The organism is Amorphus orientalis (genome assembly GCF_030814015.1).
GTDB lineage: Bacteria > Pseudomonadota > Alphaproteobacteria > Rhizobiales > Amorphaceae > Amorphus > Amorphus orientalis.
Map to the genome: position 1 here is coordinate 1309581 of NZ_JAUSUL010000001.1, position 24630 is coordinate 1334210.

Consider the following 24630-nt stretch of genomic DNA (forward strand, 5'->3'; position numbering starts at 1 on the left):
TGATGTTCGTTGCCGTGCTGGTGCGCCGCTTGCGTCCGGGAGCCACGTTCGAGGCGTTCAAGCAGGCGTGGCTGGCGGAAGAAGGCCATTTCGGCCGGCCGGTCCGCGTTACCCACGCGCGACGTATCGACGAGCCTCGGGAGATCGTTTCCTACGCTCGCATGGACGTGACCCGGGACGAGCTGGATCTTTGGCTGCAGCGTACGGCCGCGGCGGAAGCGACCCGCCACGACCGGATCGCCGAGCTGATCGAAGCCACGGTCGTCGCCGGCATCTACGAGGAAATCGACGAGACCGAGTTGAGCTGACGGCTCACCGCAACGGTGGATTGTCGACGCGCCGTCGCGAGCGCATTTCCTGTGTATCGCCGGGCTTCCGGCGCACGGATCGTGACGGACGTCACAGAAGGTTCGTATCCGTCCTGTCTCCGATATGCCCGGGTTCGGCAATCTTCCGGGCCCATTCGGGAACCGGGGATCGCAGGGCGGCATTCCCATTGGACAAGGCAAGGGTTCGGTGCCACAAAATGGCCTGGATCGGCGCGCCGGCGGCTTCCGAAAAAGAGGGGAGGGTCGGACTTGGCGTGGCCCGGTCACGCCCGGTGATCCGCGGCTGTTGCGGCAGGCAGCGGGCATGGAGCGCCGGCGACGACAGGACGGCCCGCACGCGGCGCCTTGTGCGCTCTGGAAGCTTTTCCGTTCGGATGCAACCATCCGGGCGCCAGGGAACGGCTTCAGATTGAATGGGTGAGTACGTCCGCTTCGTTCAAGCTGGTAAGCTTTGAACGGGACAGGCTCGATGGTGTTTGGGAGGACACGTGAGCGTCGTTTCGATACGGGATCTGTGCATCGACTATCACTCCGACAGCGGAACGACGCGGGCGGTGGACGGGGTCTCTTTCGATATTGCCAATGCCAAGACGATCGCCCTTGTGGGTGAATCCGGCTGCGGCAAGTCGACGATCTCCCAGGCCGTGATGGGGCTGCTGCCGCCGGTTGCGCGGGTGTCGTCCGGCCAGATCCTGTTCAACGATCCCGCCGGCAAGGCGGAACCTGTCGACATCGCGGCACTTGAGCGCGACGGCCCGGTCATGCGGGACATCCGCGGCAACCGCATCGCGATGATCTTCCAGGAGCCGATGACCTCGCTTTCGCCGCTGCACACCATCGGCGACCAGATCGGCGAGGCGGCGAAGCTGCATCAGGGCCTCGGCGACAGCGCTGCGCGCGAGGCGACCCGGGAGATGCTGCGCCTGGTCCAGTTTCCCGACCCGGACCGGGCGCTCGACACCTATCCGTTCGAACTCTCCGGCGGCCTGCGCCAGCGTGCGATGATCGCCATGGCGCTGATCTGTCGGCCGGCGCTTCTCGTGGCGGACGAGCCGACCACGGCGCTCGACGTCACCATCCAGGCGGAAATCCTCAAACTGATCCGGGACGTCCAGGCCGAGCTGGAGATGTCGGTCCTTCTGATCACCCACGATTTCGGCGTCGTGGCCAACATGGCCGATGCCGTGGTCGTGGTGTACCAGGGCCGGGTGATGGAAGCCGGCCCCGTCGAGACCGTCTTCCGCAATCCCCAGCACGACTATCTGAAAGCGCTTCTGAAGGCCGTGCCCACCTTTCACATGGGCGCCGGCGACCGGCTCGAACCGATCCGTCCGATCGCGCCGAAGATCGGCGGGCTTCTGTCCCAGAAGACCGAGACCCAGGCCAAGTCCGGCCGTCTGCTCGAAGTCGACGGCATTTCCAAGACCTTCGAGCTGCGGCAGGGCAGCGGAAAGGGCCGGCTCCTGAAGGCCTTGGACGCCGTGTCCCTGACGGTCGACCGGGGCGAATGTCTCGGCCTGGTCGGGGAATCCGGGTCGGGCAAGACCACGACCGCCATGGCGGTGATGCGGGCGCTGTCGATCGATTCCGGCTCGATCCGCTTCGACCGTGGCCAAGGGCTGGAATCCGTTGGAGATCTCCGGGGAGCCGATCTCCTGGACTACCGCCGCAGGGTCCAGATCATCTTCCAGGATCCGTTCTCCTCGCTCAATCCGCGCATGACCCTCAACGAGATCCTGGCCGAGCCGCTGGTCATCCACGGGATCGGGACCCCGTCGGAACGGGCGGAGTGGGTGCGCGAGCTGATGGCGCTTGTCGGGCTCGATCAGCGGTACCTGCGCCGCTATCCGCATTCCCTGTCCGGCGGACAGCGCCAGCGCGTCGGGATCGCCCGGGCGCTCGCCCTCAAGCCGGATCTGGTGGTGTGCGACGAGCCGGTCTCGGCGCTCGACGTGTCGGTCCAGGCGCAGATCCTGAACCTGCTGCAGGATCTCAAGTCGACCCTGGGTCTGACCTATCTGTTCGTCAGCCACAATCTCGCGGTGGTCGACTATCTGTCCGAGCGCGTCGCGGTCATGTGCAAGGGGCGGCTCGTCGAGATGGGACCGACCTCCGAGATCGTCAGCGATCCGCAGCATCCCTACACCAAGGCGCTGCTGGCGGCCGTGCCCGAGGCGAGCCTGGATCATCCGCTCGATTTCAATCACCTGTCCCAGAGCCGGGCGTCGCAGCCCTCCGCCTGGCCTGAACCCTACCGGATCACGGACGACACCGAGCCCAGGCTGGTCGAGGTGTCGCCGGGCCACTTCGTCTGTGCGCCCGGGCTTGCCACCCAACCCTTGAAGGAAGCCGTATGATGCTGGGTCGCGTTCTTCTCGTTCCCGCCCTGTTATTTGCCATCGGCGCCGCAGGTGCCGGCGCACAGGACCTGCCGCCGCTCAAGGAGACGGCGACGCTCGACAAGACGCACCCGGGCGGCCTGCCTCCGATTGCCGAGCGGATCCCCGAGGACCCGCTCGTGGTCGACCTGCCCGCCGAGGGGCGCGAGACCGGCCGGCACGGCGGCGACATCCGCACCCTCATCGGCCGGGCCAAGGATGTCCGCCTGATCAACGTGTGGGGATATGCCCGGCTGGTCGGCTACACCGAGGATCTGGATCTGGTTCCGGACATCCTCGCCGACGTCGAGGTCGAGGACGGGAGCTCCTTCACGCTGCATCTGCGCAAGGGGCACAAATGGTCGGACGGCACGCCGTTCACGTCCGAGGACTTCCGCTACTACTGGGACGAGGTGGTCAACAGTCAGGAGCTGACCCCGTCCGGTCCCGACCCGTTCCTGCTGGTCAACGGCGTTCCGCCGATCTTCGAGGTGCTCGACGAGACCACGGTGCGCTACACGTGGCCGGAGCCGAATCCGCAGTTCCTGCCGACCCTGGCGCAGTCGCGGCCGCCGTTCATCTATCGACCGGCGCACTATCTGAAGCAGTTCAATCCGAAATTCGGTGATCAGGCCCAGATCGACAAGTGGGTCCAGGAAGCCAATGTCCGCAACTGGGCGCCGCTGCACAATCTCAAAGACGAGATGTACGACGCGGGCAATCCGGACCTGCCGTCGCTGCAGCCCTGGGTCCGCTCCGCCGACGATTCCGACCGCCGTGCGGTCATGATCCGCAATCCCTACTTCCACCGCATCGATTCCACCGGCCAGCAGCTGCCCTATGTCGACCGGGTCATCATGACCGTTTCGGAAGGCGGGCTGATCGCCGCCAAGACCCAGGCCGGCGAGGCCGATCTGCAGGCCCGCGGCCTGTCGTTCTCCGACATCACCGTCCTGAAGCGTGGTGAAGGGGGCGAGGACTACACGACGCGGCTGTGGCCGATCGCCAAGGCGAACCAGATCACGATCTATCCGAACCTCACGACCAACGACCCGGTCTGGCGCGACCTGTTCCGGGACGTTCGGTTCCGCCGGGCGCTCTCCCACGCCATCGATCGCGAGGCGATCAACAAGGTGCTGTTCTTCGGGCTGGCGCATGCCAGCAACAACGCCGTGCTGGATGCGAGCCCGCTCTATGACGAAAAGTTCGTCAACGCCTATGCGTCGTTCGATCCCGAAGCCGCCAACGCGCTTCTGGACGAGATCGGGCTGACCGAGCGCCGGGCCGACGGTGTCCGCATGCTCGAGGAGGGCCGTCCGCTGGAGCTGATCATCGAGACCGCCGGCGAGAGCCAGGAGGAGATCGACGCGCTGGAGCTGATCAAGGACATGTGGGCCGAGGTCGGCATCGGCATGTTCATCCGGCCGAGCCAGCGCGACATTCTCCGCAACCGCGCCTTCTCCGGCGACCTGATGATGCTGGTGTGGTCCGGCTTCGACAACGGCATCCCCACGCCGCTGATGGCTCCGCATCAGCGCGTGCCGCTGGACACGACGTTCTATACCGGCCCGGCCTGGGGCGGCTTCGTCATGAGCAAGGGCGAGAGCGGCCAGAAGATCGACTACGAGCCGGTGCGGCAACTCTATCAGGCCTATCAGGACTGGCTGCAAGCGACCGACGAGGAGACCATGGCGGCGAAATGGAAGGAGATCCTCGCCATTCACGCCGACCAGCAGCTCTCGATCGGCACGGTGGCGGGCGTCCGGCAGCCGGTCGTGGTCAAGAACTCCTTGAAGAACGTGCCGGAAAAGGGTGTCTACGGGTGGGATCCGGGCTCCCAGTTCGGTATCTACCGGATGGACGAGTTCTTCTTCGATACCGCGCAGTGAGCGCATCGGGGTCCGGCCCCGTCTGCGGGGCGCGGAACCTCAGGAATGGAACGAAGCCGGCTTGCGCTGACCATAGCGCGGCCGGCTGAGCGACGGCGAGATCATGGGCGGTTACATTCTCCGGCGGCTGGCGACGATGGTGCCCACGCTCCTCGTCATCAGCTTTCTCATTTTCGCGATTATCGAGCTGCCTCCGGGCGACTTCCTGTCGAACCAGATCGATCAGCTGCGCATGCAGGGCGAATCGGCGGCCATCGCGCGGGTGGAGTTCCTACGGGATCAGTTCGCCCTCGATAAGCCGTTCCTGGAGCGCTACGCGATCTGGCTGGGTGTCTGGCCGGGGCCGAACGGCTTCAACGGCCTGCTGCAGGGTTACTGGGGCTGGTCGTTCGAGTACCAGAAGCCGGTCGGCGAGGTCGTCTCCGGTACGCTGCTCCTGACCGTCGTCCTGAACTTCGCGACGATCCTGTTCGTCTATATCGTCTCGTTCCCGATCGGCATCTATTCGGCGACGCGGCAATATTCCTGGGGCGACTACGGCTTCACCTTCCTCGGCTATATCGGTCTGGCCACGCCGAACTTCCTGCTCGGCCTGATCCTGCTGTTTCTCGCCAACGAGTGGTTCGACATCTCCATCGGCGGGCTGATGGACCCCCAATATACCGGCGAGCCGATGAGCGTGGCCAAGTTCGTCTCGATCCTCAGCCACCTGATCGTGCCGACGATCGTGATCGGAACCGCCGGTACCGCGGCGATGATCCGCCGGCTGCGGGCCAACCTGCTGGACGAGCTGCATCGCCAGTACGTCACCACGGCCCGGGCAAAGGGGCTGTCGGAGCGCAAGCTCCTTCTGAAATATCCGCTCAGGATGGCGCTGAACCCGTTCATCGCCGACATCGGCAATCTGATCCCGTCGCTGGTGTCCGGCTCGGTGATCGTCTCGGTGGTGCTCAACCTGCCGACCGTCGGGCCGATCCTGCTGTCGGCGCTGCAGTCGCAGGATCAGTTCCTGGCGGGCTTCATCCTGCTGTTCGTGGCCGTCCTCACCCTGCTCGGCATGCTGGTCTCCGACCTTCTGCTGGGGCTGCTTGATCCCCGCATCCGACTCGGAGGCCAGGCGTCCCGATGAGCGAACTGAAGCCGCTGGAAGAGCATTACGTCGATTCCGCCCCGTTCGACCCGAAAGAGGCGGAGGCGCTGACCCCGGAGCAGGAGCAGTTCTTCCAGGCCTCCCAGTGGAAGATCATCTGGTGGCGCTTCCGCAAGCACAAGCTGGCGGTCTGGTCGGGCGTGATCCTGATCCTGTTCTATCTCTGCGTTCCCTTCGCCGAGGTGATCGCGCCCTATCAGGCCAACACCCGCGACAACGACCATCTCTACGCCCCGCCCCAGATGCCGCATCTCTTCCACGAGGGCCGCTTCGTGGGCCCGTTCGTCTACGGCTACGAGGCGGAGGTGAACCTCGACACCCTGGAATGGGAGTACACGCCCGATCCCTCCAAGGTGCAGCCGATCCGGTTCTTCTGCCTCGGCGATCCCTACAAGTTCTGGGGCATGTGGGACGCGCGGTTCCATCTGGTTTGTCCGGCGGAAAACGGCACGCTCTACCTTCTCGGCACCGACCGGCTCGGCCGCGATGTGCTGTCGGGCCTGGTCTACGGCGCGCGTCTGTCGCTGACGATCGGTCTGGTGGGCGTGGCGATCTCCATCCTGCTCGGCATGTTCTTCGGCGGGCTCGCCGGCTATCTGGGCGGCATCGTCGATTCCGCCATCATGCGGCTCATCGAGATCCTGCGATCGCTGCCCGAATTGCCGTTGTGGATGGCGCTGTCGGCGGCGATCCCGGTGACCTGGAGCCAGGTCTGGGTCTATTTCGGCATCACCGTCATTCTCGGGCTGCTCGACTGGCCGGGGCTCGGCCGCGCGGTGCGCTCCAAGCTCCTGTCGCTGCGCGAGGAGGACTACGCCAAGGCGGCCGTCCTGATGGGGGCGCCGCCCGGCCGCGTGATCCGCAAGCACCTTTTGCCGGGCTTCACCAGCCACATCATCGCGTCTGCCACGCTGTCGATCCCGACCATGATCCTCGGCGAGACGGCGCTGTCCTATCTGAACCTCGGCCTGCAGCGGCCAGCGGTCTCCTGGGGCGTGATGCTGAACGAGGCCCAGAACATCACCGTGGTGACGGTCTATCCGTGGCTGATGGCGCCGGTGATCCCGGTCATCATCGTGGTGCTGGCGTTCAACTTCCTCGGCGACGGCCTGCGCGACGCGGCGGATCCCTACAAGAACTGAGGCCCGGTCGCGTCCCGAGCCGGCGGTGCGAAGCGCAGCTCCGTGACCGGGATTTGATTTGTCGCCGGCCGGGATCCTGAGCATGGTTCGGGGGTACCCCGCAACGGCACGACGTCCGATGATCCTTCGCCCGCCCACCGTTGCTGAGCTGCCCGCGCTCAGCGAGCTGTGCCTTCGCTCGAAAGCCCATTGGGGCTACGATCAGCCGTTCCTCGATCAGTGCCGGGACGAGCTCACGCTTACCGAGGCGGACTTGGACGGCACGCATCTGGCCGTCGCGGTCATGGACGATCGTCCCGTCGGCGTTGTCCAGGTCGCGATCAAGGCCGGTGACGCGGACATGCTGAAGCTGTTCGTGGCGCCCGGGTACATGGGGCGGAGCGTTGGAACGGCATTGTTTCGCTGGGGAGCGACCAGGGCCGGCGGCGAGGGGGCTTCGCGGGTCCTCATCGATGCAGACCCTGGAGCCGAACCGTTCTATCTGAAACTGGGCGCCCGCCGCGTCGGTCAGTCCGCCTCCGGATCTGTTCCCGGTCGGATGCTTCCAAGGCTAGAGTTCGTCCTCGCGTCTGCAGAAACTGGGGCGTGAGCAGCCGATTGTGGACAGTGCGCGGTGTCGCGCCGTTGCTCCCGGGCTTGCGGCGGTGCTATCAAGCGCGAACTTTCGCGCGGGGGCGATCCCGGCGCGCCATCTCCGAGCAATCAACGGAGTTTTCCGATGTCAGTGGACAAGGGCACGGTGAAGCACGTCGCCAAGCTTGCGCGGCTCGCCGTCACCGACGAGGAAGCCGACAAGCTGACGACCGAGCTGAACGGCATCCTCGCCTTCGTCGACGAACTCGCCGAGGTGGACGTGACCGACGTGCCGCCGATGACGGCCGTGGTCGCGACCGCGATGAAGATGCGCGAGGACAAGGTCACCGACGGCGAACGGGTCGAGGACGTCCTGTCGAACGCGCCCGATTCCGAAGACGGCTACTACCTCGTGCCGAAGGTCGTGGAGTAGGCGGCCGACCCAGGCTGGCCCGGGAGAAGGCGGCGGCGCCGGTCGTCGGGCCCTGGATCCGACCGGCAACGGACCGGGCGGCAAACTGAATTCTGGACGGAGCCTCGCGGGCATCCACGCGCGCCGGCGGGCAAGGATAGGACCTTATCGTGACCGATCTGACCGCGCTTTCGCTGACCGAGGCCCGCGACGGACTGGCCAAGGGCGAGTTCACCTCCATGGAGCTGACCGAGGCCTATCTGCAGGCGCTCGAGGCCGCCCGTTCGCTGAACGCCTACGTTCTGGAGACGCCGGAGATCGCCCGCGAGATGGCGGCGGCCTCCGACAAGCGCCGCGGCGAGGGGAGCGCCGGAGCGCTCGACGGCATTCCGTTCGGCGTCAAGGACCTCTTCTGCACCAAGGGGATCCGCTCGACGGCCTGTTCCAACATCCTCGGCAACTTCGTGCCGCCCTACGAATCCACTGTCACGGACAATCTCTGGAACGCCGGAGCGGTCCTGCTGGGCAAGCTGAACATGGACGAGTTCGCGATGGGCTCGTCCAACGAGAACTCGGCCTTCGGCAACGTGGTGAGCCCGTGGCGCGCGGACGGGGACGAGACCCCGCGCACGCCGGGCGGCTCGTCGGGCGGCTCCGCGGCGGCGGTCGCGGCCAATCTGTGCGCGGCGGCGCTGGGCACGGACACCGGCGGCTCGATCCGCCAGCCGGCCTCGCTGACCGGCACGGTCGGGCTGAAGCCCACCTACGGGCGCTGCTCGCGCTACGGCATCGTCGCCTATGCCTCGTCGCTGGATCAGGCGGGTCCGGTGGCGCGCACGGTCAGGGACGCGGCGGCGATCCTCAAGGTGATCGCGAGCGTCGACGACAAGGACACGACGTCGGTGGACGTTGCGGTGGACGATTACGAGGCGGCGGTGGACGCGCCGCTGAAAGGGCTGAAGATCGGGCTGCCGCGCGAATACCGCGTCGACGGCATGCCGGAGGTGATCGACGATCTCTGGCAGAAGGGCGCAGACTGGCTGAAGGCGGCCGGCGCCGAGGTCGTCGAGATCTCGCTGCCCCACACCAAATACGCGCTGCCGGCCTACTATATCGTCGCACTGGCCGAGGCCTCCTCGAACCTCGCCCGCTATGACGGCGTGCGCTACGGCGTCCGCGTCAATGCGGACGATATCGTCGACATGTACGAGAAGACCCGGGCGGCCGGCTTCGGCGACGAGGTGAAGCGGCGCATCCTGCTCGGCACCTACGTGCTCTCGGCCGGCTACTACGACGCCTACTATCTGAAGGCCCAGAAGGTCCGCACGCTGATCAAGCGCGACTTCGACGTCGCCTTCGCGGACGGGGTCGACGCCGTGCTGACGCCGACCACACCGGGCCCGGCGTTCCCGCTCGGCGCCAAGACCGACGATCCGGTGGAGATGTATCTCTCCGACGTGTTCACCGTGCCGGTGAACATGGCCGGGCTGCCGGCAATCGCCGTGCCGGCCGGCCTGTCGGGCGAGGGCCTTCCGCTCGGCCTGCAGCTCATCGGACGTCCGTTCCGCGAGGCGGACCTGTTCGCACCGGCCCGGGCGATCGAGGAGGCCGCCGGCTCCTTCACGCCGAAGAAGTGGTGGGCCTGAACCCTTAACCACCCCAAACTCCGCTCACCCCGGCGAAAGCCGGAGTGAGCGGCAGACTTGGACGGTCTAAGCCAAAAGTCTCAGGCCAGATATTTTCCGCCGTTGATCGGCATGGTCATGCCGGTGAGGAAGCCGGCCTCGTCGGCCACCAGGAATAGCACGCCGCGGGCGATCTCCTCGGGCTCCGCCAGCCGTCCGACCGGAACCTCGGCCACGATACCGTCCAGGACCTTCTGGGGCACCGCGTCCACCATGCTGGTCTCCGTATAGCCGGGCGCGACCGCATTGACGGTGATGTTGCGCGACGCGCTCTCCAGGGCCAGCGCTTTGGTGAAGCCGATCACGCCGGCCTTGGCGGCGGAGTAGTTGGTCTGGCCGGCCTGGCCCGACTGGCCATTGACGGAGGAGATGTTGACGATGCGGCCGAACCGGCGCTCGCGCATGCCTTCGATGACGGCGCGGCACATGTTGAAACAGCCGCCGAGATCGATGTCGATCACATGCTGCCAGTCGTCCTGGCTCATCTTGTGGAGCATGGCGTCGCGGGTGATGCCGGCATTGTTGACCAGCACCTCGATGGGACCGAATTCGGCCTCGATGGCAGCCGTCTCTCGCTGGCAGGCCTCGAAATCGCCGACGTTCCAGGCCCTGGACGGGATTCCGGTTTCCCGGGAGAAGCCGTCGGCATCCTGGTCGTTGCCGAAATAGTTGGCGACGACGGTGTAGCCGTTGGACTTGAGAAGTTTGGACGTGGAGGCGCCGATACCGGTGACGCCACCGGTGACGAGTGCAACGCGGGACATGAACTAACCTCGGGTTCGCCTGAACCGTTTCCGATCGGCTGCGGAGCGACGATCTGACGGGAAACGGAGCTGGACTCAGAATTCCGAGCCGTCGGATCCCGTTCAGGCCTCTCGGCTCAAGCGGGAGCAGCTCAGCGGGATGCCTCGAGCGAACCTCGTCAAACGGATCGCGTTCCGACCGAATTCGCATGGCCGGCGCGACTTCTTGTCACGACGTGTTTTTGGACCCGGTGGGGCCGGGCCGTGAAGATCAGTCCATCCGCTGGCCGCGTGGGCCAGCGGTGACATCAAGCGCATATGGCTGGCGTACAGCTTGTGCGCACGCCATCGGACCGCATCCGGTCAGGCCGTCTCGCTGACCGGGATGCCGTTGTCCTTGAAGTGGGTCTGCAGTTCGCCGGCCTGGAACATCTCGCGGATGATGTCGCAGCCGCCGACAAACTCGCCCTTCACGTAGAGCTGGGGGATGGTCGGCCAGTTGGAAAATTCCTTGATGCCCTGGCGCAGTTCGTCGGCCTCCAGAACGTTCACGCCCTGATACGGGACGCCCAGATAGTCGAGAATCTGGACCACCTGGCCGGAGAACCCGCACTGGGGAAAGGTCGGCGTGCCCTTCATGAAAAGGACCACGTCATTGCCCTTCACGGTCTCGTCGATCCAGCTCGCAACATCACTCATCTGCAATCTCCATCTCCAGCCGGGGTCAAGGTCCGGCGGTTCGGGGGTCGTTCGTAATCAGCTCTCCGGCACCGACGTCTGCAGCGCCAGGGCGTGCAGGTCGCCGCCCATCTGCCCCTGCAGGGCATCATAGACCATCTTGTGCTGCTGGACCCGGGTCTTGCCGCGGAAGGCCTCGGAGACGACGACGGCCGCGTAGTGATCCCCATCCCCGGCCAGATCCCGGATCTCGACGGTGGAATCGGGGAGGGCGGACTTGATCAGTCGTTCGATCTCGTTGGCGTCCATAGCCATGGTCGTCGTCTTCCTTTCGCGCCGTTTTGGCGTCTTCGGTAGCCTCAGCTCGCTCCCATATAGGCCGGGAACCAGCCTTCGTGCGCTTCCTCAAGCGATGAGACGGATATGGAGAGCGCATCCGTCACGGTCAAATCCGTTCCGCCGACTTCGCCGATGTCGAGAAGAACGACGCCGTTCTTCTCGGCAGCTTCGGCAAGCCGGCGCGCCAGCTCATCGGGAGCGGAGAGAACGTAACGCGCCTGATCTTCCGCGAACAGGGCGATGTGCGCCGGAGCTGGAACCGCAACCGTACAACCGCGCCCGGAGGCCATCGCCATTTCGGCCAGGGCGACGGCAAGACCGCCGGAGGAGATGTCGTGAACCGAGGTGAGCCCCAGCTCGCGGATGGCCCGGCGCACGAACTCGCCGTTGCGGCGTTCCAGATCCAGATCCACGGCGGGCGGTGCCCCGTCGGTGCGGTTCAGGAGGTCGCGCAGATAGACCGACTGGCCGAGCGTCGTGCCGTGGCCGCCGACCAGGAGGACGCGCTCGCCGTCGGCGCCGAAGGCGATGCCGGCCCGGCGATCGATGTCGTCGATGAGGCCGACGCCGCCGATGGTCGGGGTCGGCAGGATCGCCTCGTCGCCGGTGGCGTTGTAGAGCGACACGTTGCCGGACACGACGGGGAAGGAGAGGGCGGTGCACGCCGCGCCGATGCCTTTGATGCAGCCCACGAACTGGCCCATGATTTCCGGGCGCTCGGGATTGCCGAAGTTCAAATTGTCGGTGACGGCCAGCGGCTCGGCGCCCACGGCGGAAAGGTTGCGCCAGGCTTCCGCCACGGCCTGCTTGCCGCCTTCGAACGGGTCGGCGGCGCAGTAGCGCGGTGTCACGTCCACGGTGAGGGCGAGCGCCTTGCGGCCGTCCTCGAGCCGGACGACGGCGGAATCGCCGCCGGGGCCGGTGACCGTCCCGCCGAGGATCAGGTGATCGTACTGCTCCCAGACCCAGCGCCGGGAGGCCTGATTCGGCGAGCCGACGAGGGACAGGACCGCGGCGCCGAGATCGTCGACGGCGGGAACGGCGCTCGGCTCGAGCGCTGCCGGCGCCACGGCCTCGCCCCAGGGGCGGTCATATTCGGGGGCTTCGTCGCCGAGCTCCTTGATCGGCAGGTTGGCGACTTCCTCGCCCTGGTGCCACACGGAGAAGCGCAGATCGTCGGTGGTCTCGCCGACCACAGCGAAATCCAGACCCCACTTGACGAACACGGCTTCGGCCTCGGCGCGCATGTCCGGGCGCAGCACCATCAGCATGCGCTCCTGGCTTTCCGACAGCATCATCTCGTAGGCCGTCATGCGCTCTTCGCGGACGGGCACGTGGTCGAGGTCGAGCCGGACCCCGAGATTCCCCTTCGCGCCCATCTCGACGGCCGAACAGGTGAGGCCGGCCGCGCCCATGTCCTGGATCGCGATCACGGCACCGGTGGCCATCAGCTCCAGGCAGGCTTCCAGAAGCAGCTTCTCGGAGAACGGATCGCCGACCTGAACCGTCGGCCGCTTCTCCTCGATCGTGTCGTCGAAGGCAGCAGACGCCATCGTCGCGCCGCCGACGCCGTCGCGGCCGGTCTTGGAGCCGAGATAGACGATCGGCATGCCGACGCCTTCTGCCTTGGAGTAGAAGATCTTGTCGGTGTCGGCGATGCCGACCGCCATGGCGTTGACCAGGCAGTTGCCGTCATAGGACGGGTCGAACTCGACCTCTCCGCCGACCGTGGGCACGCCGAAGGAATTGCCGTAGCCGCCGACGCCGGCCACGACGCCGGAGACCAGATGGCGCGTGCGCGGGTGGTCCGGAGAGCCGAAGCGCAGGGCGTTCAGCGCGGCGATCGGGCGCGCGCCCATGGTGAACACGTCGCGCAGGATGCCGCCGACCCCGGTCGTCGCCCCCTGATAGGGCTCGATATAGGAGGGGTGGTTGTGGCTCTCCATCTTGAAGACCACCGCCTTGCCGTCGCCGATGTCGACGACACCGGCGTTCTCGCCCGGGCCCTGGATGACGGTCGGGCCGCTGGTCGGCAGCGTCTTCAGCCACTTCTTCGAGGACTTGTAGGAGCAGTGCTCGTTCCACATCGCCGAGACGATACCCAGCTCCGTGAGGCTGGGCTCGCGGCCGATCAGGCCGACGAACCGGTCGTATTCGTCGGGGGTGAGGCCGTGCTCGGCGATGAGCTCCGGCGTGATCGGGATCGTATTCGGGATGGTCATGGCTGGGCCCGGCATTGAGAGGTTGGCCCCACGCGGGATAGGCGGAGGCAAGGTAAGCGTCAATTCGGCTTCGGCGGCCGGCGGGACCGCGCTCCCGGTGTCAGGCGGGCTGCAGATCCGCCAGGCCCGCAAACAGCCCGAGGCCGTCGCGTCCGCCCTGATGGTCGGCGATCAGGTTCTCCGGATGCGGCATCATGCCGAGGATCCGGCCGGTTTCGTCGGCAATGCCGGCGATGTCGTTCACGGAGCCATTCGGGTTGGTGCCTTCGGCGTAGCGGAACACCACCTGGCCGTTGCCCTCGATGCGGTCGAGGGTTTCCGGGTCGGCGAAGTAGTTGCCGTCGTGATGCGCCACCGGGCAGGAGATGACCTGACCTTTCCGGTAGGTCCGGGTGAAGGCCGTGTCGGTCCGTTCGATGGAAAGCTTCACCTTGCGGCAGACGAAGCGCAGGCCGGCATTGCGCATCAGCGCACCGGGCAGGAGCCCGGATTCCGTCAGGATCTGGAACCCGTTGCAGATGCCCAGCACGTAGCCGCCGCGGGCATGATGGGCGGCAACCGCGGGCATGATGGCCGCGCGGGCGGCAATGGCGCCGGAGCGCAGATAGTCGCCGTAGGAGAAGCCGCCGGGCAGCACCACCAGATCGACATCGGGAAGGTCGGTGTCCGCGTGCCAGACGAAGACGGGATCGATACCGGTCGCCACCTTGAGGGCGGTGGCGACATCCCGATCGCGGTTCGAACCGGGAAAGACGATGACGGCGGACTTCACGGGCAGATCCTCAGATCAGGAGAATGACCGCGATGGCTGCGATCGCGGCCGGAAGCAGAATGAAGACGGCCGCCTTGACGGCCAGGAAGCGGACGATGGCGGCCGTGTCGTCGTTGCCCCGCCGTGGTGTAATCTCGTCGGGAGCGTCCATGACGGGTGCGGCCTGCCGGTCTCCCTACACCAGTTCGATCGAATAGGATTCGATGACGGTGTTGGCCAGAAGCGCCTCGCACATGGCCGACACCTCGGCTCGCGCCCGCTCCGGGTCGGATTCGGCGAGTTCCAGGTCGATGATCTTGCCCTGGCGGGCGCCGTTCACGCCGCCGAAGCCGAGCCCCTTGAGGGCTCCCTCGATCGCCTTGCCCTGGGGGTCGAGGACGCCTTCCTTCAAAGTCACAGTCACGCGTGCGCGCATGTCTATTCTCGTCCGCTCACTTCACAAGGACGGGGCCGGAGCCCTGGGGCCGCTCGACCTCGTTGAGGATGCCGAGGCGCCGGGCGACTTCCTGATAGGCCTCCAGCATACCGCCGAGATCGCGGCGGAAGCGGTCCTTGTCGAGCTTCTCGTCGGTCGACATGTCCCACAGGCGGCAGGAGTCGGGCGAGATCTCGTCGGCGACGACCATGCGCATCATGTCGCCTTCCCACAGCCGGCCGCACTCCATCTTGAAGTCGACGAGGCGGATGCCGACGCCGAGGAACACGCCGGAAAGGAAGTCGTTGACCCGCACGGCGAGCGCCATGATGTCGTCGATCTCCTGGGGCGTTGCCCAGCCAAAGGCGGTGATGTGCTCTTCGGTCACCATCGGATCGTCGAGCTCGTCGTTCTTGTAATAGAACTCGATGATGGAGCGGGGGAGCTGGGTCCCTTCCTCCAGACCGAGGCGCTTGGCGAGCGAGCCGGCGGCGACGTTGCGGACAACGACCTCGAGCGGGATGATCTCGACCTCGCGGATGAGCTGCTCGCGCATGTTCAGCCGCCGGATGAAATGGGTCGGGATGCCCATCGCGTTCAGGTGCGAGAAAATGTACTCGGAGATCCGGTTGTTCAGCACACCCTTGCCGTCGACGATCTCGTGCTTCTTGGCATTGAAGGCCGTGGCATCGTCCTTGAAATGCTGAATGAGCGTTCCCGGCTCCGGCCCCTCATAGAGAATCTTGGCCTTGCCTTCGTAAATTCGGCGACGACGGTTCATCGGCACGTACCGTGTGTGATTGAGGAAATCCATTAGGCCGGGAGCTCTCCGAGCTTGCAGGGCGAGGGCCGGCCGACAGCGCGACCGGACATGCACGACGATTCGCATGCGGGCCACTGCGCCGGCACCCTACTCGATCGCGCGGGTTGCGACAATCCACGCCCCATGACCCCGCACGCGCTGTCATTGGGCCGCGATCCCCGCGGCCGCCACATTTCAATGGTGCGCTGCTGCCGCGTTTACATGGGCGCGGCCCGGGCTGCAAGCAAGCGGCGCGCGCCCACCGCCCCACACGCGGACATTGGCGCGATCGCTGCGGCGGCCCTTGGCGTGTGGCGCGCTGCGTCCCATTTCTTCTGGGGTACAACGGATGGCGTGTCGCCCGCGTTGATTTGGGGATCGAGCGCCGTTATTCAGTCCGTCGACGCAAGATGGTTCTGCGGCCGGTGCGGCCGGTTCAACCTGTTCGGGAGGCTCGCATGACGACGTTCGAAAGCCGCAAGGATGCCTACGAAGGCAAGTTCGCGCATGACGAAGAGCTGCGCTTCAAGGCGACGGCGCGGCGCAACAAGCTGCTGGGGCTGTGGGCGGCCGAAAAGCTCGGCTATTCCGGCGAACAGGCGGAGACCTACGCCAAGGACGTGGTCCGCTCCGATTTCGAGGAGCCGGGCGACGAGGACGTGTTCCGCAAGGTCCGCAAGGATTTCGACGACAACAACGTCCAGCAGACCGACCACCAGATCCGCCGCACCATGGAAGAACTCATGGCAACGGCTGTCGATCAGATCCGCAAGGAAGACTAAGGACAGACCTGGGGTCCGATTGGTCGGGACCTCACGGATTCTGTGAGGTCATGGACGCCGCCCGCGCCTGATGCGCGGCTGGCGGATCGCGGCTGCGTTGACCGTGTCTTGTCCTCGTTATTTTCGCGGAATACGGGCGCGCTTTTGCTCAGGCGGTCCGTTCGGGCTTTGAGGGAGAGGTCCGGACCAAATGGCCCGGGCGCGCCACGCACGGCCGCCCGGCTGCCATATGGGGCTTTGCCGGTTCACGGCTACTGGGTTCCCGATCCGCCATTTTCCGGCGCAATCGTGGTGGTTTGGGACGGCGCCGGGGCAATGGCTTCGTTCGGCGTTGCTTGGAAGTAAAACCAAGCCGCGAATCCGAATACCGCGAAGGCGACGATCCCTATGATCAGCACATATTTGACTCCGAGCCCGGAGTTTCCCTGCCGCGCACGCTGACCGTCAACGCGGGGGCTGGTATTCTTCATTTGCTCGGCCATTGAGATCCTCTTCTGGCAATCCGGTGGTCTTGCGTGTGGCGATCTTGGCATCGCCATTTCCTCTGAAATACGCTTCAGAACGACCGTCGGATCGAAAATTTACGAATTAAAACGTTCGGGGGTCGGATACGGTTCCGAAAGGCGCAGATGCCGACGCCACATGACCGGAACCCGAGAGCCGAATTTCGCGTTTGGTATGGTGAGGAGCAATCCGCGCGGCGCGTCGGGAACGGAATTACGTCCCGGAGGCGCTGCAGCCGATGCGGAGAGCCGCGGGGGCCGGATGGGTAAAGCGACCGCCTGCAATCCCGTCCCGAATTTTTGACGAAAGGCGTACGAAATGAGTGACCCGAAGACGCGAGACACCGACAACCGGGAAGCCGACAAGGCCAAGGAAGAGAAGGATCCGAAGAAGAAGAAAGAGCGGTCCGAGGATCTCGACGAGGCTCTGGAGGAGACCTTCCCCGCCAGTGATCCGGCCGTGTCGCCTTCCATCACCGGCCGCGACGACTGACATTTTCGTGTTCAGCTTGATTGCCGGCCGGGTCTTTCGGCCGGCAGTCGAAATTCACGCCCCCAGCGGACCGTTTCGGTAAATCGGCGCCCTAGAAAACCGACAGGTCGGCCTCCCGCGCCAGCCGCTCCAGCGCCGCAAAGCCGGCCACGGAGTTGCCCAGTTCGTCGAGTTCGGGCGACCAGACGGAAATCGCCATCCGGTTCGGCACGACCGCGACAATCGCCCCTCCCACACCGCTCTTGGCCGGCAGGCCGACCCGATAGGCGAAGTCGCCCGCCGCGTCGTAGAGCCCGCAGGTCAGCATCAAGGCGTTGATCCGCCGTGACCGTCCGGGCGGCAGCAATTCCTGGCCCGTGGCCGGGTCGCGGCCCTCGTTCGCCAGCGGAAGCGCCGCCCTCGCGAGTTCGACACAGCTCATCGTGGCCGCGCAGAAGTGGGTGTAGGCGTACACGATCCCGTTCGGATCGCCGTGCAGGTTGCCGTAATCCTTGAGCAGGGAGGCGGCGGCGAAATTGCGGAACGCCATCGACAGCTCGCTCCGCGCGACGTCGTAGTCGATGCCGATGCGGGCCGATTTCGCGAACTTGCGGAGATAGCCGACGAAGGTGTGAATTGGGGTTGCCGCCCGCTCCACCAGGCAGTCGGCGACGACAAGCGCGCCGGGGTTCACGAACGGATTGGCCGGGCGGCCCTTTTCCAGCTCGACCCGGGTCAGCGAATTGAACCGCATGCCCGACGGGTTTCGGCCGACCCGATCCCAGAGATCCTCGCCGACATAGCTGAGGGCGAGGCAGAGGCTGAACACCTTTGAGATGGACTGGATCGAGAAGGGGACGTTCGCCGAGCCGGCGGTCGCCACGTCACCGTCAAGCGTCGCGACGGCGATGGCGAACTGGTTCGGGTCGACCGCCGCCAGCTTCGGAATGCTGGTGTTGACCCGGCCCTGTCCGTAGTAGCGCGGCGCATCGTTCGCGATCTCGGCCAGCAAGGGGGCCAGCGCGGAAGCCTCACCGTTCATACGTGTTTCCTCCCGGGGCGCTGCTTTCCTGCCGCGCTCATGTCTTTGCGGAGAGTTCGGTCTCGATGGCGTCGGTGTAGCGGGTCAGCTCGTCGCTCACCACGACTGCATAAGGGGTTTCAGCCGGGGCGAGTTCGCGCAAGGGGGCCGGCAGGCGGGCAATCTCGGTACGGGCCGTCTCGCGCATCTGATCGAGGCTGCGCCGGCCGGCGTCGGTCCGCTCGCCGTCGATCATGACCGTTTCCAGAAGCGGCCGGCCGAAGCCGGTCTCGGTGTCACGGCAGACGATGTCGCGCACGGCGGTCCCATCCTCTTCCACGCGCGCGACCTGCTTGGCGCCCGGAAGGTTCTTCCTGAGCGGCGAGAGCTTCATGCGCCCCTCGCCGTCGTAGGCCGCGAGCTTGTAGGCGATGTCCAGCTCGGCTGCGTCGGAGGAGGTGGTCAGCCTCGTGCCGACGCCGAAGCCGTTGATCGGCGCATCGGCGGCGATCAGGTCTGCGACCCGGTATTCGTCCAGGCCACCGGAGACGACGATCTCCACGGCGTTGAGACCTGCCGCGTCGAGGCGGCGGCGCACCTCCTTCGACAGCTCCGCAAGATCACCGGAATCGAGCCGCACCGCCCGCACGCGGAACCCGTCGCCGAGTTCGCGGGAGAGCCGGATCACGTTCTCCACGCCCTGGATCGGATCGTAGGTGTCGATGAGGAGCACGGTCTCCGGATAGAGCGAGACGAAATGGCGGAAGGCCTCGTACTCGTCCTTCCAGGCCTCGACATAGGAGTGGGCCATGGTTCCGGCGATCGGCAGATCGTAGAGCTTTCCGGCGAGCACGTTCGCGGTGGACACGCAGCCGGCGATGTAGGCGGACCGGGCGGCCTTGTTGCCGGCGTCAAAGCCATGGGCCCGGCGCGTGCCGAAATCGATCACGGGCCGGCCCTTCGCGGCCTCCACCACCCTTGCGGCCTTCGAGGCGAGGATGGTCGACACGGTAATCTGGTTGATCAGGAGCGTCTCGATCAGCTGGGCTTCGGCGATCGGCGCCGCGATTTCCAGAATCGGGGCGTGGGGGAAGACCGGCGTGCCCTCGGCGACCGCGCGGACGCTGCCGGTGAAGCGGAAGCCGGTCAGCTGATCCAGGAACGCCGCCTCGAACCGGCCGGTGCTTTCCAGATAGGCGAGGGCCTCCCCGGAGAAGTGGAGGGTCTCCAGATATTCCAGCACCGGATCGAGACCGGCGGCCAGCATGTAGTTCCGGGTCTCCGGCAGCTTGCGGAAGAACAGCGTGAAGACGGCCTCGCCCTCCATGCCCTCGCGGTAGTAGGACTGGAGCATGGACAGCTGGTACAGGTCGGTGAAGATCGCCGCGTCGTCGTAGGGGATCCCGAGCGGGGGAAGTGCCATCGTGCGCCTCGTGAAGGGAACGGCAGGCCGATTGGGTGTGCCGTGTGTTTGAGGCCGGCCCGGCGGGTCGTGTCAACAACGCATTGGCGAAGCGGTGCGACCTGCCGGCACGATCGAAGCGAAAGGACCGGACATGCGCATCGTCTCCGCCGCCGACATCAACGACAGCCTCGCCTGGAAGCCTCTGGTGGCGGCGCTGAAGGCGGCGCACGCAACCGGCGGCGCGGAGCTGGGCGATACGCTTCTGACGTCGAACGGCCGGAAGTTTCTCGTCCGCTCCGCCTGGCTCGGCGGTCTCGGGGCCGGCGTCAAGGCGGTGACCGTCTATCCGGACAATCCCGCTTCCAGTCCGGCGCGCCCCTCCGTCCAGGGATCGATGCTGGTCTTCGACGAGGCCACCGGAGAGCCCGCCGCGCTGGTCGACGGGGTGGCGCTGACCGCCTGGAAGACGGCGGCCGATTCGGCGCTGGGCGCCGATCTGCTCGCCCGCCCGGATATTGCGTCGATGCTGATGGTGGGCGCCGGCAACATGGCGGAGCCGCTGATCCGCGCCCATTGCGCCGTCCGGCCGTCCCTGTCGCGGGTGACCATCCACAATCGCACACGGGCCCGGGCGGATGCGCTCGCCGAGCGGCTGACGGATCTGGGGGTGGAGATCCGGGTGACCGAGGATCTGGATGCCGCGATCCCGGAGGCGGACCTCGTCACGACGGCAACCATGTCGGAGAAGCCGGTGCTGAAGGGCGAGCTGCTTCGGCCGGGCACCCATGTCGATCTGGTCGGCGCCTTCACGCCGACGATGCGCGAGGCCGACGACGCGGTCCTGACCCGCGGGCGGCTCTTCGTCGACTGCCGGAAGACGACCATCGGCGAAATCGGCGAACTGATCGATCCGATGGAGCGCGGCGTCATCTCCGAAGCGGACGTGATCGCGGACTATTTCGACCTGGCCGGGGGTGCGGCGGGGCGCGCCTCGGCCGACGAGATCACCGTGTGCAAGAACGGGGGCGGGGCGCATCTGGACCTGATGGTCGCGCGCCACGTGTTGGATCAGGGGGTCGGATCGGAGGTCTGAGCCGACCGCTGCGGTCAGTTGGTGTCGAGAACCTCGAAGGGCGACGTCACCGGGTGGCGGCTTTCCTGAACATGGACGGAAGACACGCGGGCGCCGCGCGGGCCCTTGTGGCATTCCCGCAGCACCTCTGCGACGACCTCGCTCGGGCCGGACAGCACCGCCTCGACCTCGCCGGTCAGCCGGTTCCGCACCCAGCCGCCGAGCTCGTAGGCGTCGGCCAGCTGGGACAGCCAGGCCCGGTAGCCCACGCCCTGGACGACACCGGAAATGACGACATGCACGCTTCGGTCGCTCATGGCAGCCTCCTCGGGCTCTTGAGCATGTCCCTTTCAAGCTGAAGCAGCTTGAACGGCGTTCGGTGTCCGGGCCTGCGTGGCAGACGATGGCGATCCGTACCGCGCCGCCGTCTTCAAGCAGGGGATCGGGGAGTGTCGGAACAACCCTACTCGAATTCCATGATGATCGCATCAACGGCGAGGCTGTCGCCCTTCTTAGCGTTGATGCTCTTCACCGTGAGGGGGAGTTCGGCGCGCAGCACGTTCTCCATCTTCATGGCTTCCACGATGGCGAGCGTCTCGCCCGGTTGGACCTCCTGGCCCTCCTGGACCTCGATGGACACGACAAGGCCGGGCATCGGGCACAGGAGCATCTTGGAGGTGTCGGCCACCACCTTTTCCGGCATCAGGTCGTCGAGTTCGGCGACGCGCGGCAGCAGGACGCGCACCTCGGCCGATACGCCGCGCCAGGAGATTTCGTAGCCGTTCAGGCCGGGCCGCAGCTGGGCGGAGACCGTCTCCGATCCGACGTTGCCCGACCACAGGATCTGGCCCGGGCGCCAGTCGGCGCTGACCTGAACCGGATCGGTCTCGTCCCCGATCCTGAGACCCAGGGCGATGGGCAGCCCGGGCTGTCCGTCGACGATCGCGACCGGGAGCTTTTCCCCGGCGATATCGACCACCCAGTCGGTCGCGACCGGCGCGGGATCGCGGCGGAGCTGGCCGGGAAGCTTGCGCTTGCGGTCGGCCCTGATGAGTTCCGCGGAGACGGCGACGGAGGCGAGGATGCGCTTGGCCTGGGCGTCCAGCACGCCGCCGGTGAAGCCGTCGGGAAATTCCTCGTCGATGAAGTTCGTCGACAGGTTCCCCGACTGCCAGCGCGGGTGTGCCATCAAAGCCGACAGGAAGGGGATGTTGTGGCGGATGCCGTCCACGATCGTCCGGTCGAGGGCCTCGCTCATCGCATGGACGGCGCCGAGCCGGGTGGGGGCATGGGTGATCATCTTGGCGATCATCGGATCGTAGAAAAGCGTGATCTCGGAGCCTTCGACGACGCCGGTGTCGACACGCACCTTCGACCCGCCGAGCACCTCGTCGGCCGGGGTCTGGTAGCGGGTGAGGCGGCCGGTGGAGGGCAGGAAGCCGCGGAACGGATCCTCGGCGTAAAGGCGCGTTTCGATCGCCCACCCGTCGAGCTTCACGTCCTCCTGGGCGATCTGGAGCTTCTCGCCGGCCGCGACCCGGATCATCTGCTCGACCAGATCGACCCCGGTCACCAGCTCGGTCACCGGATGCTCCACCTGGAGGCGCGTGTTCATCTCCAGGAAGTAGAAGCTCTTGTCCTGGCCGGCGACGAACTCGACGGTGCCGGCGGAATCGTAGCCGACCGCCTGGGCCAGGGCGACGGCCTGGGCGCCCATCTTCGCGCGGGTCTCGTCGTCCTGGTCGAAGAGCGGGGAGGGGGCTTCCTCCACCACCTTCTGGTTCCGGCGCTGGATGGAGCACTCGCGCTCGCCCAGGAAGATCGCGTTGCCGTGCTTGTCGCCCAGCACCTGGATCTCGATGTGGCGCGGATTGACGATGAACTTCTCGATGAAGACGCGGTCGTCGCCGAACGACGAGGCCGCCTCGGAGCGGGCGCGGGCGAACCCGTCGGCCACTTCCGATTCCGTCCTGGCGATGCGCATGCCCTTGCCGCCGCCGCCGGCGGACGCCTTGATCATCACCGGAAAGCCGATTTCCCGTGCGATCTCCACGGCCTCTTCCGGCGTCGCGATGATGCCGGCCGACCCCGGCACCGTGGACACGCCGGCCTCCTTGGCCTTGATCTTCGAGGTGATCTTGTCGCCCATCGCCTCGATCGCCCCCTTGTTCGGGCCGATGAAGACGATGCCGGCGGCCGCCAGTGCTTCGGCGAAGGCGGCGCGTTCGGACAGGAAGCCGTAGCCGGGATGGACGGCTTGGGCGCCGGTCTGGCGGCAGGCATCGACGATCTTGTCGATGACGAGATAGGATTCGGACGCCGCCGAGGGGCCGATGGCGACGGCTTCGTCCGCCATCTCCACGTGGAGCGCGTCCTTGTCGGCGTCGGAATAGACGGCGACGGTCCCGATCCCCAAACGACGGCAGGTGCGGATCACGCGACAGGCGATCTCACCGCGGTTGGCAATCAGGATCTTGTCGAACATCGCTCAGCCTTCCCGTCCCAGAGCCGGTCCCGCGATGCCGACGACCATCGGCCCACCCCTCCCCGGCGCATGATATTTGTTCACGCCACGTCGCTATACGAAACCGCCGGATTGGACAATGTGTTCGAGGCCGGGCCGCAAGGCGCTCGGTCGACGGATGCTGCGAGAGAGGATGCGATGATTGGCGCGCTCGTCGTTCTGCTTGGATGCCAACTTGCCGGAGAGATCGTCGTCCGGCTTCTCGGCCTCCCGCTTCCCGGTCCCGTTGTCGGAGCGGCGCTTCTGGCCGCGTGGCTCCTGTGGCGCGGCATTCCGGATTTCCTGCCGCCGGTCGCCCATGGTGTGCTGCGCAACCTGTCGCTGCTGTTCGTGCCGGCGGCCGTCGGCGTCGTCCAGTACGGGCCGGTGCTTGCGGAGTACGGCGCGGCGCTGGCAATCACGCTGGTGATTTCCATTGTGCTGGCGCTGTCGGCGACGGCGATCGCCTTCCGTCTTCTCGTCCGGCTGTCGCAGAGGGGCGACGATTGATGCCGGTGGAAAGCCTCTGGGTCTATCTGGCCGAACGGCCGCTCCTGTGGCTGACGGTCACGCTCGCCGCCTATCTCGCGGCCGACCGGACCGCCGCCCGGTTCGACTACGCACCGCTGGTCAATCCGGTCGTGCTGGCGTCCGTCCTCATCGTGATCTGCCTCAAGCTCACCGGCACATCCTTCCCGGTCTATTTCGAGGGGGCGCAGTTCGTGCATTTCCTGCTCGGTCCGGCGACGGTCGCGCTGGCCGTTCCGTTCGTGGAGAATATCGGGCAGGTCCGTCGCGCGATCGTGCCGCTTGTTGGCGCGCTGGTCGCCGGGTCCCTGGTGGCGGTGGGGTCGGCGCTGGCGATCGGCTACGCCCTCGGCCTGCCCACCGACATCCTGATGACGCTGGCGCCGAAATCGGTGACCACGCCGATTGCCATGGGCATCGCCGAGCGCCTCGGCGGGATCGCGAGCCTGGCGGCCGTCCTGGTCATCACGACAGGGGTTTTGGGGGCGATCGTGCTGACGCCGCTGATGCGGATCGTCCGGGTGGACGACGAGCGCGCGGCGGGGCTTGCAGCCGGCGTCTGCGCCCACGGCATCGGCACGGCGCGCGCCTTCCAGATCTCGTCGCTCGCCGGGACCTTCGCCGGCCTTGGGATGGGTCTCAACGGCGTTCTGACGGCGGTCACGGTGCCGCTGCTGGCGCTTCTGCTGACCTGATCGACCGCACAGCGCGGCGTTCGAACCCGTCAGAAACCGTGGTGTTGGGACAGTTGCCAACGGCCGCCGTCGGTGCAACCGTCCGGGGCGATCGCCCCTCTGGCCGGTTCAGGCAAGATC

The 24630-nt window shown here is 66.4% G+C and carries 26 protein-coding genes; 13 read left to right on the top strand and 13 right to left on the bottom strand.

What is annotated here, in order from left to right; all coding sequences use genetic code 11:
- The first annotated feature begins 2 nt into the window (after positions 1–2).
- From J2S73_RS05865 to gatA, 8 genes are all read left to right on the top strand, one after another.
- Complete coding sequence (locus J2S73_RS05865; protein WP_306884509.1) at positions 3–308, top strand: hypothetical protein; 306 nt, start codon at positions 3–5, stop codon at positions 306–308.
- 509 nt (positions 309–817) lie between these two features.
- A complete protein-coding gene (locus J2S73_RS05870) occupies positions 818–2686 on the top strand; it encodes an ABC transporter ATP-binding protein (protein WP_306884510.1) in 1869 nt (622 codons plus the stop codon).
- Positions 2683–4596, top strand: a complete 1914-nt coding sequence (locus J2S73_RS05875; RefSeq protein ID WP_306884511.1) for an ABC transporter substrate-binding protein — start codon at positions 2683–2685, stop codon at positions 4594–4596. The genes J2S73_RS05870 and J2S73_RS05875 overlap by 4 nt, the downstream gene beginning before the upstream one ends.
- Positions 4597–4699: 103 nt before the next feature.
- A complete protein-coding gene (locus tag J2S73_RS05880) occupies positions 4700–5725 on the top strand; it encodes an ABC transporter permease (RefSeq protein WP_306884512.1) in 1026 nt (341 codons plus the stop codon).
- Positions 5722–6888, top strand: coding sequence for an ABC transporter permease (locus J2S73_RS05885; RefSeq protein ID WP_306884513.1), 1167 nt, complete (start codon positions 5722–5724; stop codon positions 6886–6888). Before J2S73_RS05880 ends, J2S73_RS05885 begins: the two co-directional genes overlap by 4 nt.
- Before the next feature lie 118 nt (positions 6889–7006).
- Positions 7007–7477, top strand: a complete 471-nt coding sequence (locus tag J2S73_RS05890; protein ID WP_306884514.1) for a GNAT family N-acetyltransferase — start codon at positions 7007–7009, stop codon at positions 7475–7477.
- A 129-nt stretch (positions 7478–7606) separates the two neighbouring features.
- Positions 7607–7894 (top strand): Asp-tRNA(Asn)/Glu-tRNA(Gln) amidotransferase subunit GatC, encoded by a 288-nt coding sequence (gene gatC / locus J2S73_RS05895; protein WP_306884515.1) that lies wholly within the window; start codon positions 7607–7609, stop codon positions 7892–7894.
- Positions 7895–8043: 149 nt separating this feature from the next.
- Positions 8044–9519 carry an Asp-tRNA(Asn)/Glu-tRNA(Gln) amidotransferase subunit GatA gene (gatA, locus tag J2S73_RS05900; protein WP_306884516.1) on the top strand — a complete coding sequence of 492 codons (1476 nt, stop codon included), beginning with the start codon at positions 8044–8046 and terminating at the stop codon, positions 9517–9519.
- 80 nt (positions 9520–9599) lie between these two features.
- On the opposite strand, the gene phbB is transcribed toward gatA, so the two are convergent.
- From phbB to purC, 8 genes are all read right to left on the bottom strand, one after another.
- Positions 9600–10322, bottom strand: a complete 723-nt coding sequence (gene phbB / locus J2S73_RS05905) for an acetoacetyl-CoA reductase (protein ID WP_306884517.1) — start codon at positions 10320–10322, stop codon at positions 9600–9602.
- Positions 10323–10664: 342 nt separating this feature from the next.
- Positions 10665–11000, bottom strand: coding sequence for a Grx4 family monothiol glutaredoxin (gene grxD / locus J2S73_RS05910; protein WP_306884519.1), 336 nt, complete (start codon positions 10998–11000; stop codon positions 10665–10667).
- Between the two features lie 57 nt (positions 11001–11057).
- Positions 11058–11294, bottom strand: coding sequence for a BolA family protein (locus J2S73_RS05915; RefSeq protein ID WP_306884520.1), 237 nt, complete (start codon positions 11292–11294; stop codon positions 11058–11060).
- Positions 11295–11338: 44 nt separating this feature from the next.
- Entirely contained in the window at positions 11339–13540 is a 2202-nt protein-coding gene (gene purL / locus J2S73_RS05920) for a phosphoribosylformylglycinamidine synthase subunit PurL (protein WP_306884521.1), read from the bottom strand.
- A 100-nt stretch (positions 13541–13640) separates the two neighbouring features.
- The gene (gene purQ / locus J2S73_RS05925; RefSeq protein ID WP_306884522.1) at positions 13641–14312 is read right to left on the bottom strand and encodes a phosphoribosylformylglycinamidine synthase subunit PurQ; all 672 of its coding nucleotides are present in this window, start codon (positions 14310–14312) and stop codon (positions 13641–13643) included.
- 10 nt (positions 14313–14322) lie between these two features.
- Positions 14323–14463: a phosphoribosylformylglycinamidine synthase-associated small membrane protein gene (locus J2S73_RS05930; RefSeq protein WP_306884523.1), complete on the bottom strand. Its 141-nt coding sequence runs from the start codon at positions 14461–14463 to the stop codon at positions 14323–14325.
- Positions 14464–14487: 24 nt separating this feature from the next.
- Complete coding sequence (gene purS, locus J2S73_RS05935; protein ID WP_306884524.1) at positions 14488–14727, bottom strand: phosphoribosylformylglycinamidine synthase subunit PurS; 240 nt, start codon at positions 14725–14727, stop codon at positions 14488–14490.
- 16 nt (positions 14728–14743) lie between these two features.
- Entirely contained in the window at positions 14744–15541 is a 798-nt protein-coding gene (gene purC, locus J2S73_RS05940) for a phosphoribosylaminoimidazolesuccinocarboxamide synthase (protein WP_306884525.1), read from the bottom strand.
- A gap of 446 nt (positions 15542–15987) precedes the next feature.
- Between purC and J2S73_RS05945 the strand changes: the two genes are divergently transcribed.
- A complete protein-coding gene (locus J2S73_RS05945; protein ID WP_306884526.1) occupies positions 15988–16311 on the top strand; it encodes a DUF1476 domain-containing protein in 324 nt (107 codons plus the stop codon).
- 251 nt (positions 16312–16562) lie between these two features.
- Here J2S73_RS05945 and J2S73_RS05950 read toward each other — a convergent pair whose 3' ends face one another.
- Entirely contained in the window at positions 16563–16793 is a 231-nt protein-coding gene (locus J2S73_RS05950) for a hypothetical protein (protein ID WP_306884527.1), read from the bottom strand.
- Between the two features lie 340 nt (positions 16794–17133).
- On the opposite strand from J2S73_RS05950, the gene J2S73_RS05955 reads away from it, so the two are divergent.
- Positions 17134–17307: a hypothetical protein gene (locus J2S73_RS05955; protein WP_306884528.1), complete on the top strand. Its 174-nt coding sequence runs from the start codon at positions 17134–17136 to the stop codon at positions 17305–17307.
- Positions 17308–17398: 91 nt separating this feature from the next.
- On the opposite strand, the gene J2S73_RS05960 is transcribed toward J2S73_RS05955, so the two are convergent.
- Positions 17399–18328 (bottom strand): glutaminase, encoded by a 930-nt coding sequence (locus J2S73_RS05960; RefSeq protein WP_306884529.1) that lies wholly within the window; start codon positions 18326–18328, stop codon positions 17399–17401.
- A gap of 37 nt (positions 18329–18365) precedes the next feature.
- The gene (locus J2S73_RS05965) at positions 18366–19730 is read right to left on the bottom strand and encodes a nicotinate phosphoribosyltransferase (protein WP_306884530.1); all 1365 of its coding nucleotides are present in this window, start codon (positions 19728–19730) and stop codon (positions 18366–18368) included.
- 133 nt (positions 19731–19863) lie between these two features.
- Between J2S73_RS05965 and J2S73_RS05970 the strand changes: the two genes are divergently transcribed.
- Entirely contained in the window at positions 19864–20805 is a 942-nt protein-coding gene (locus J2S73_RS05970; protein ID WP_306884531.1) for an ornithine cyclodeaminase family protein, read from the top strand.
- A 14-nt stretch (positions 20806–20819) separates the two neighbouring features.
- Here the strand turns inward: J2S73_RS05970 and J2S73_RS05975 are convergent, their stop codons facing one another.
- Both J2S73_RS05975 and J2S73_RS05980 read right to left on the bottom strand, forming a co-directional pair.
- Positions 20820–21101 carry an acylphosphatase gene (locus J2S73_RS05975; protein WP_306884532.1) on the bottom strand — a complete coding sequence of 94 codons (282 nt, stop codon included), beginning with the start codon at positions 21099–21101 and terminating at the stop codon, positions 20820–20822.
- 146 nt (positions 21102–21247) lie between these two features.
- Positions 21248–23269, bottom strand: a complete 2022-nt coding sequence (locus J2S73_RS05980) for an acetyl-CoA carboxylase biotin carboxylase subunit (protein WP_306884533.1) — start codon at positions 23267–23269, stop codon at positions 21248–21250.
- A 177-nt stretch (positions 23270–23446) separates the two neighbouring features.
- Here J2S73_RS05980 and J2S73_RS05985 point away from each other — a divergent pair, with 177 nt between their 5' ends.
- Together J2S73_RS05985 and J2S73_RS05990 are read left to right on the top strand one after the other, a co-directional pair.
- Positions 23447–23797, top strand: a complete 351-nt coding sequence (locus J2S73_RS05985) for a CidA/LrgA family protein (RefSeq protein WP_306884534.1) — start codon at positions 23447–23449, stop codon at positions 23795–23797.
- Positions 23797–24510: an LrgB family protein gene (locus tag J2S73_RS05990; protein ID WP_306884535.1), complete on the top strand. Its 714-nt coding sequence runs from the start codon at positions 23797–23799 to the stop codon at positions 24508–24510. The genes J2S73_RS05985 and J2S73_RS05990 overlap by 1 nt, the downstream gene beginning before the upstream one ends.
- Positions 24511–24630: the final 120 nt, after the last annotated feature.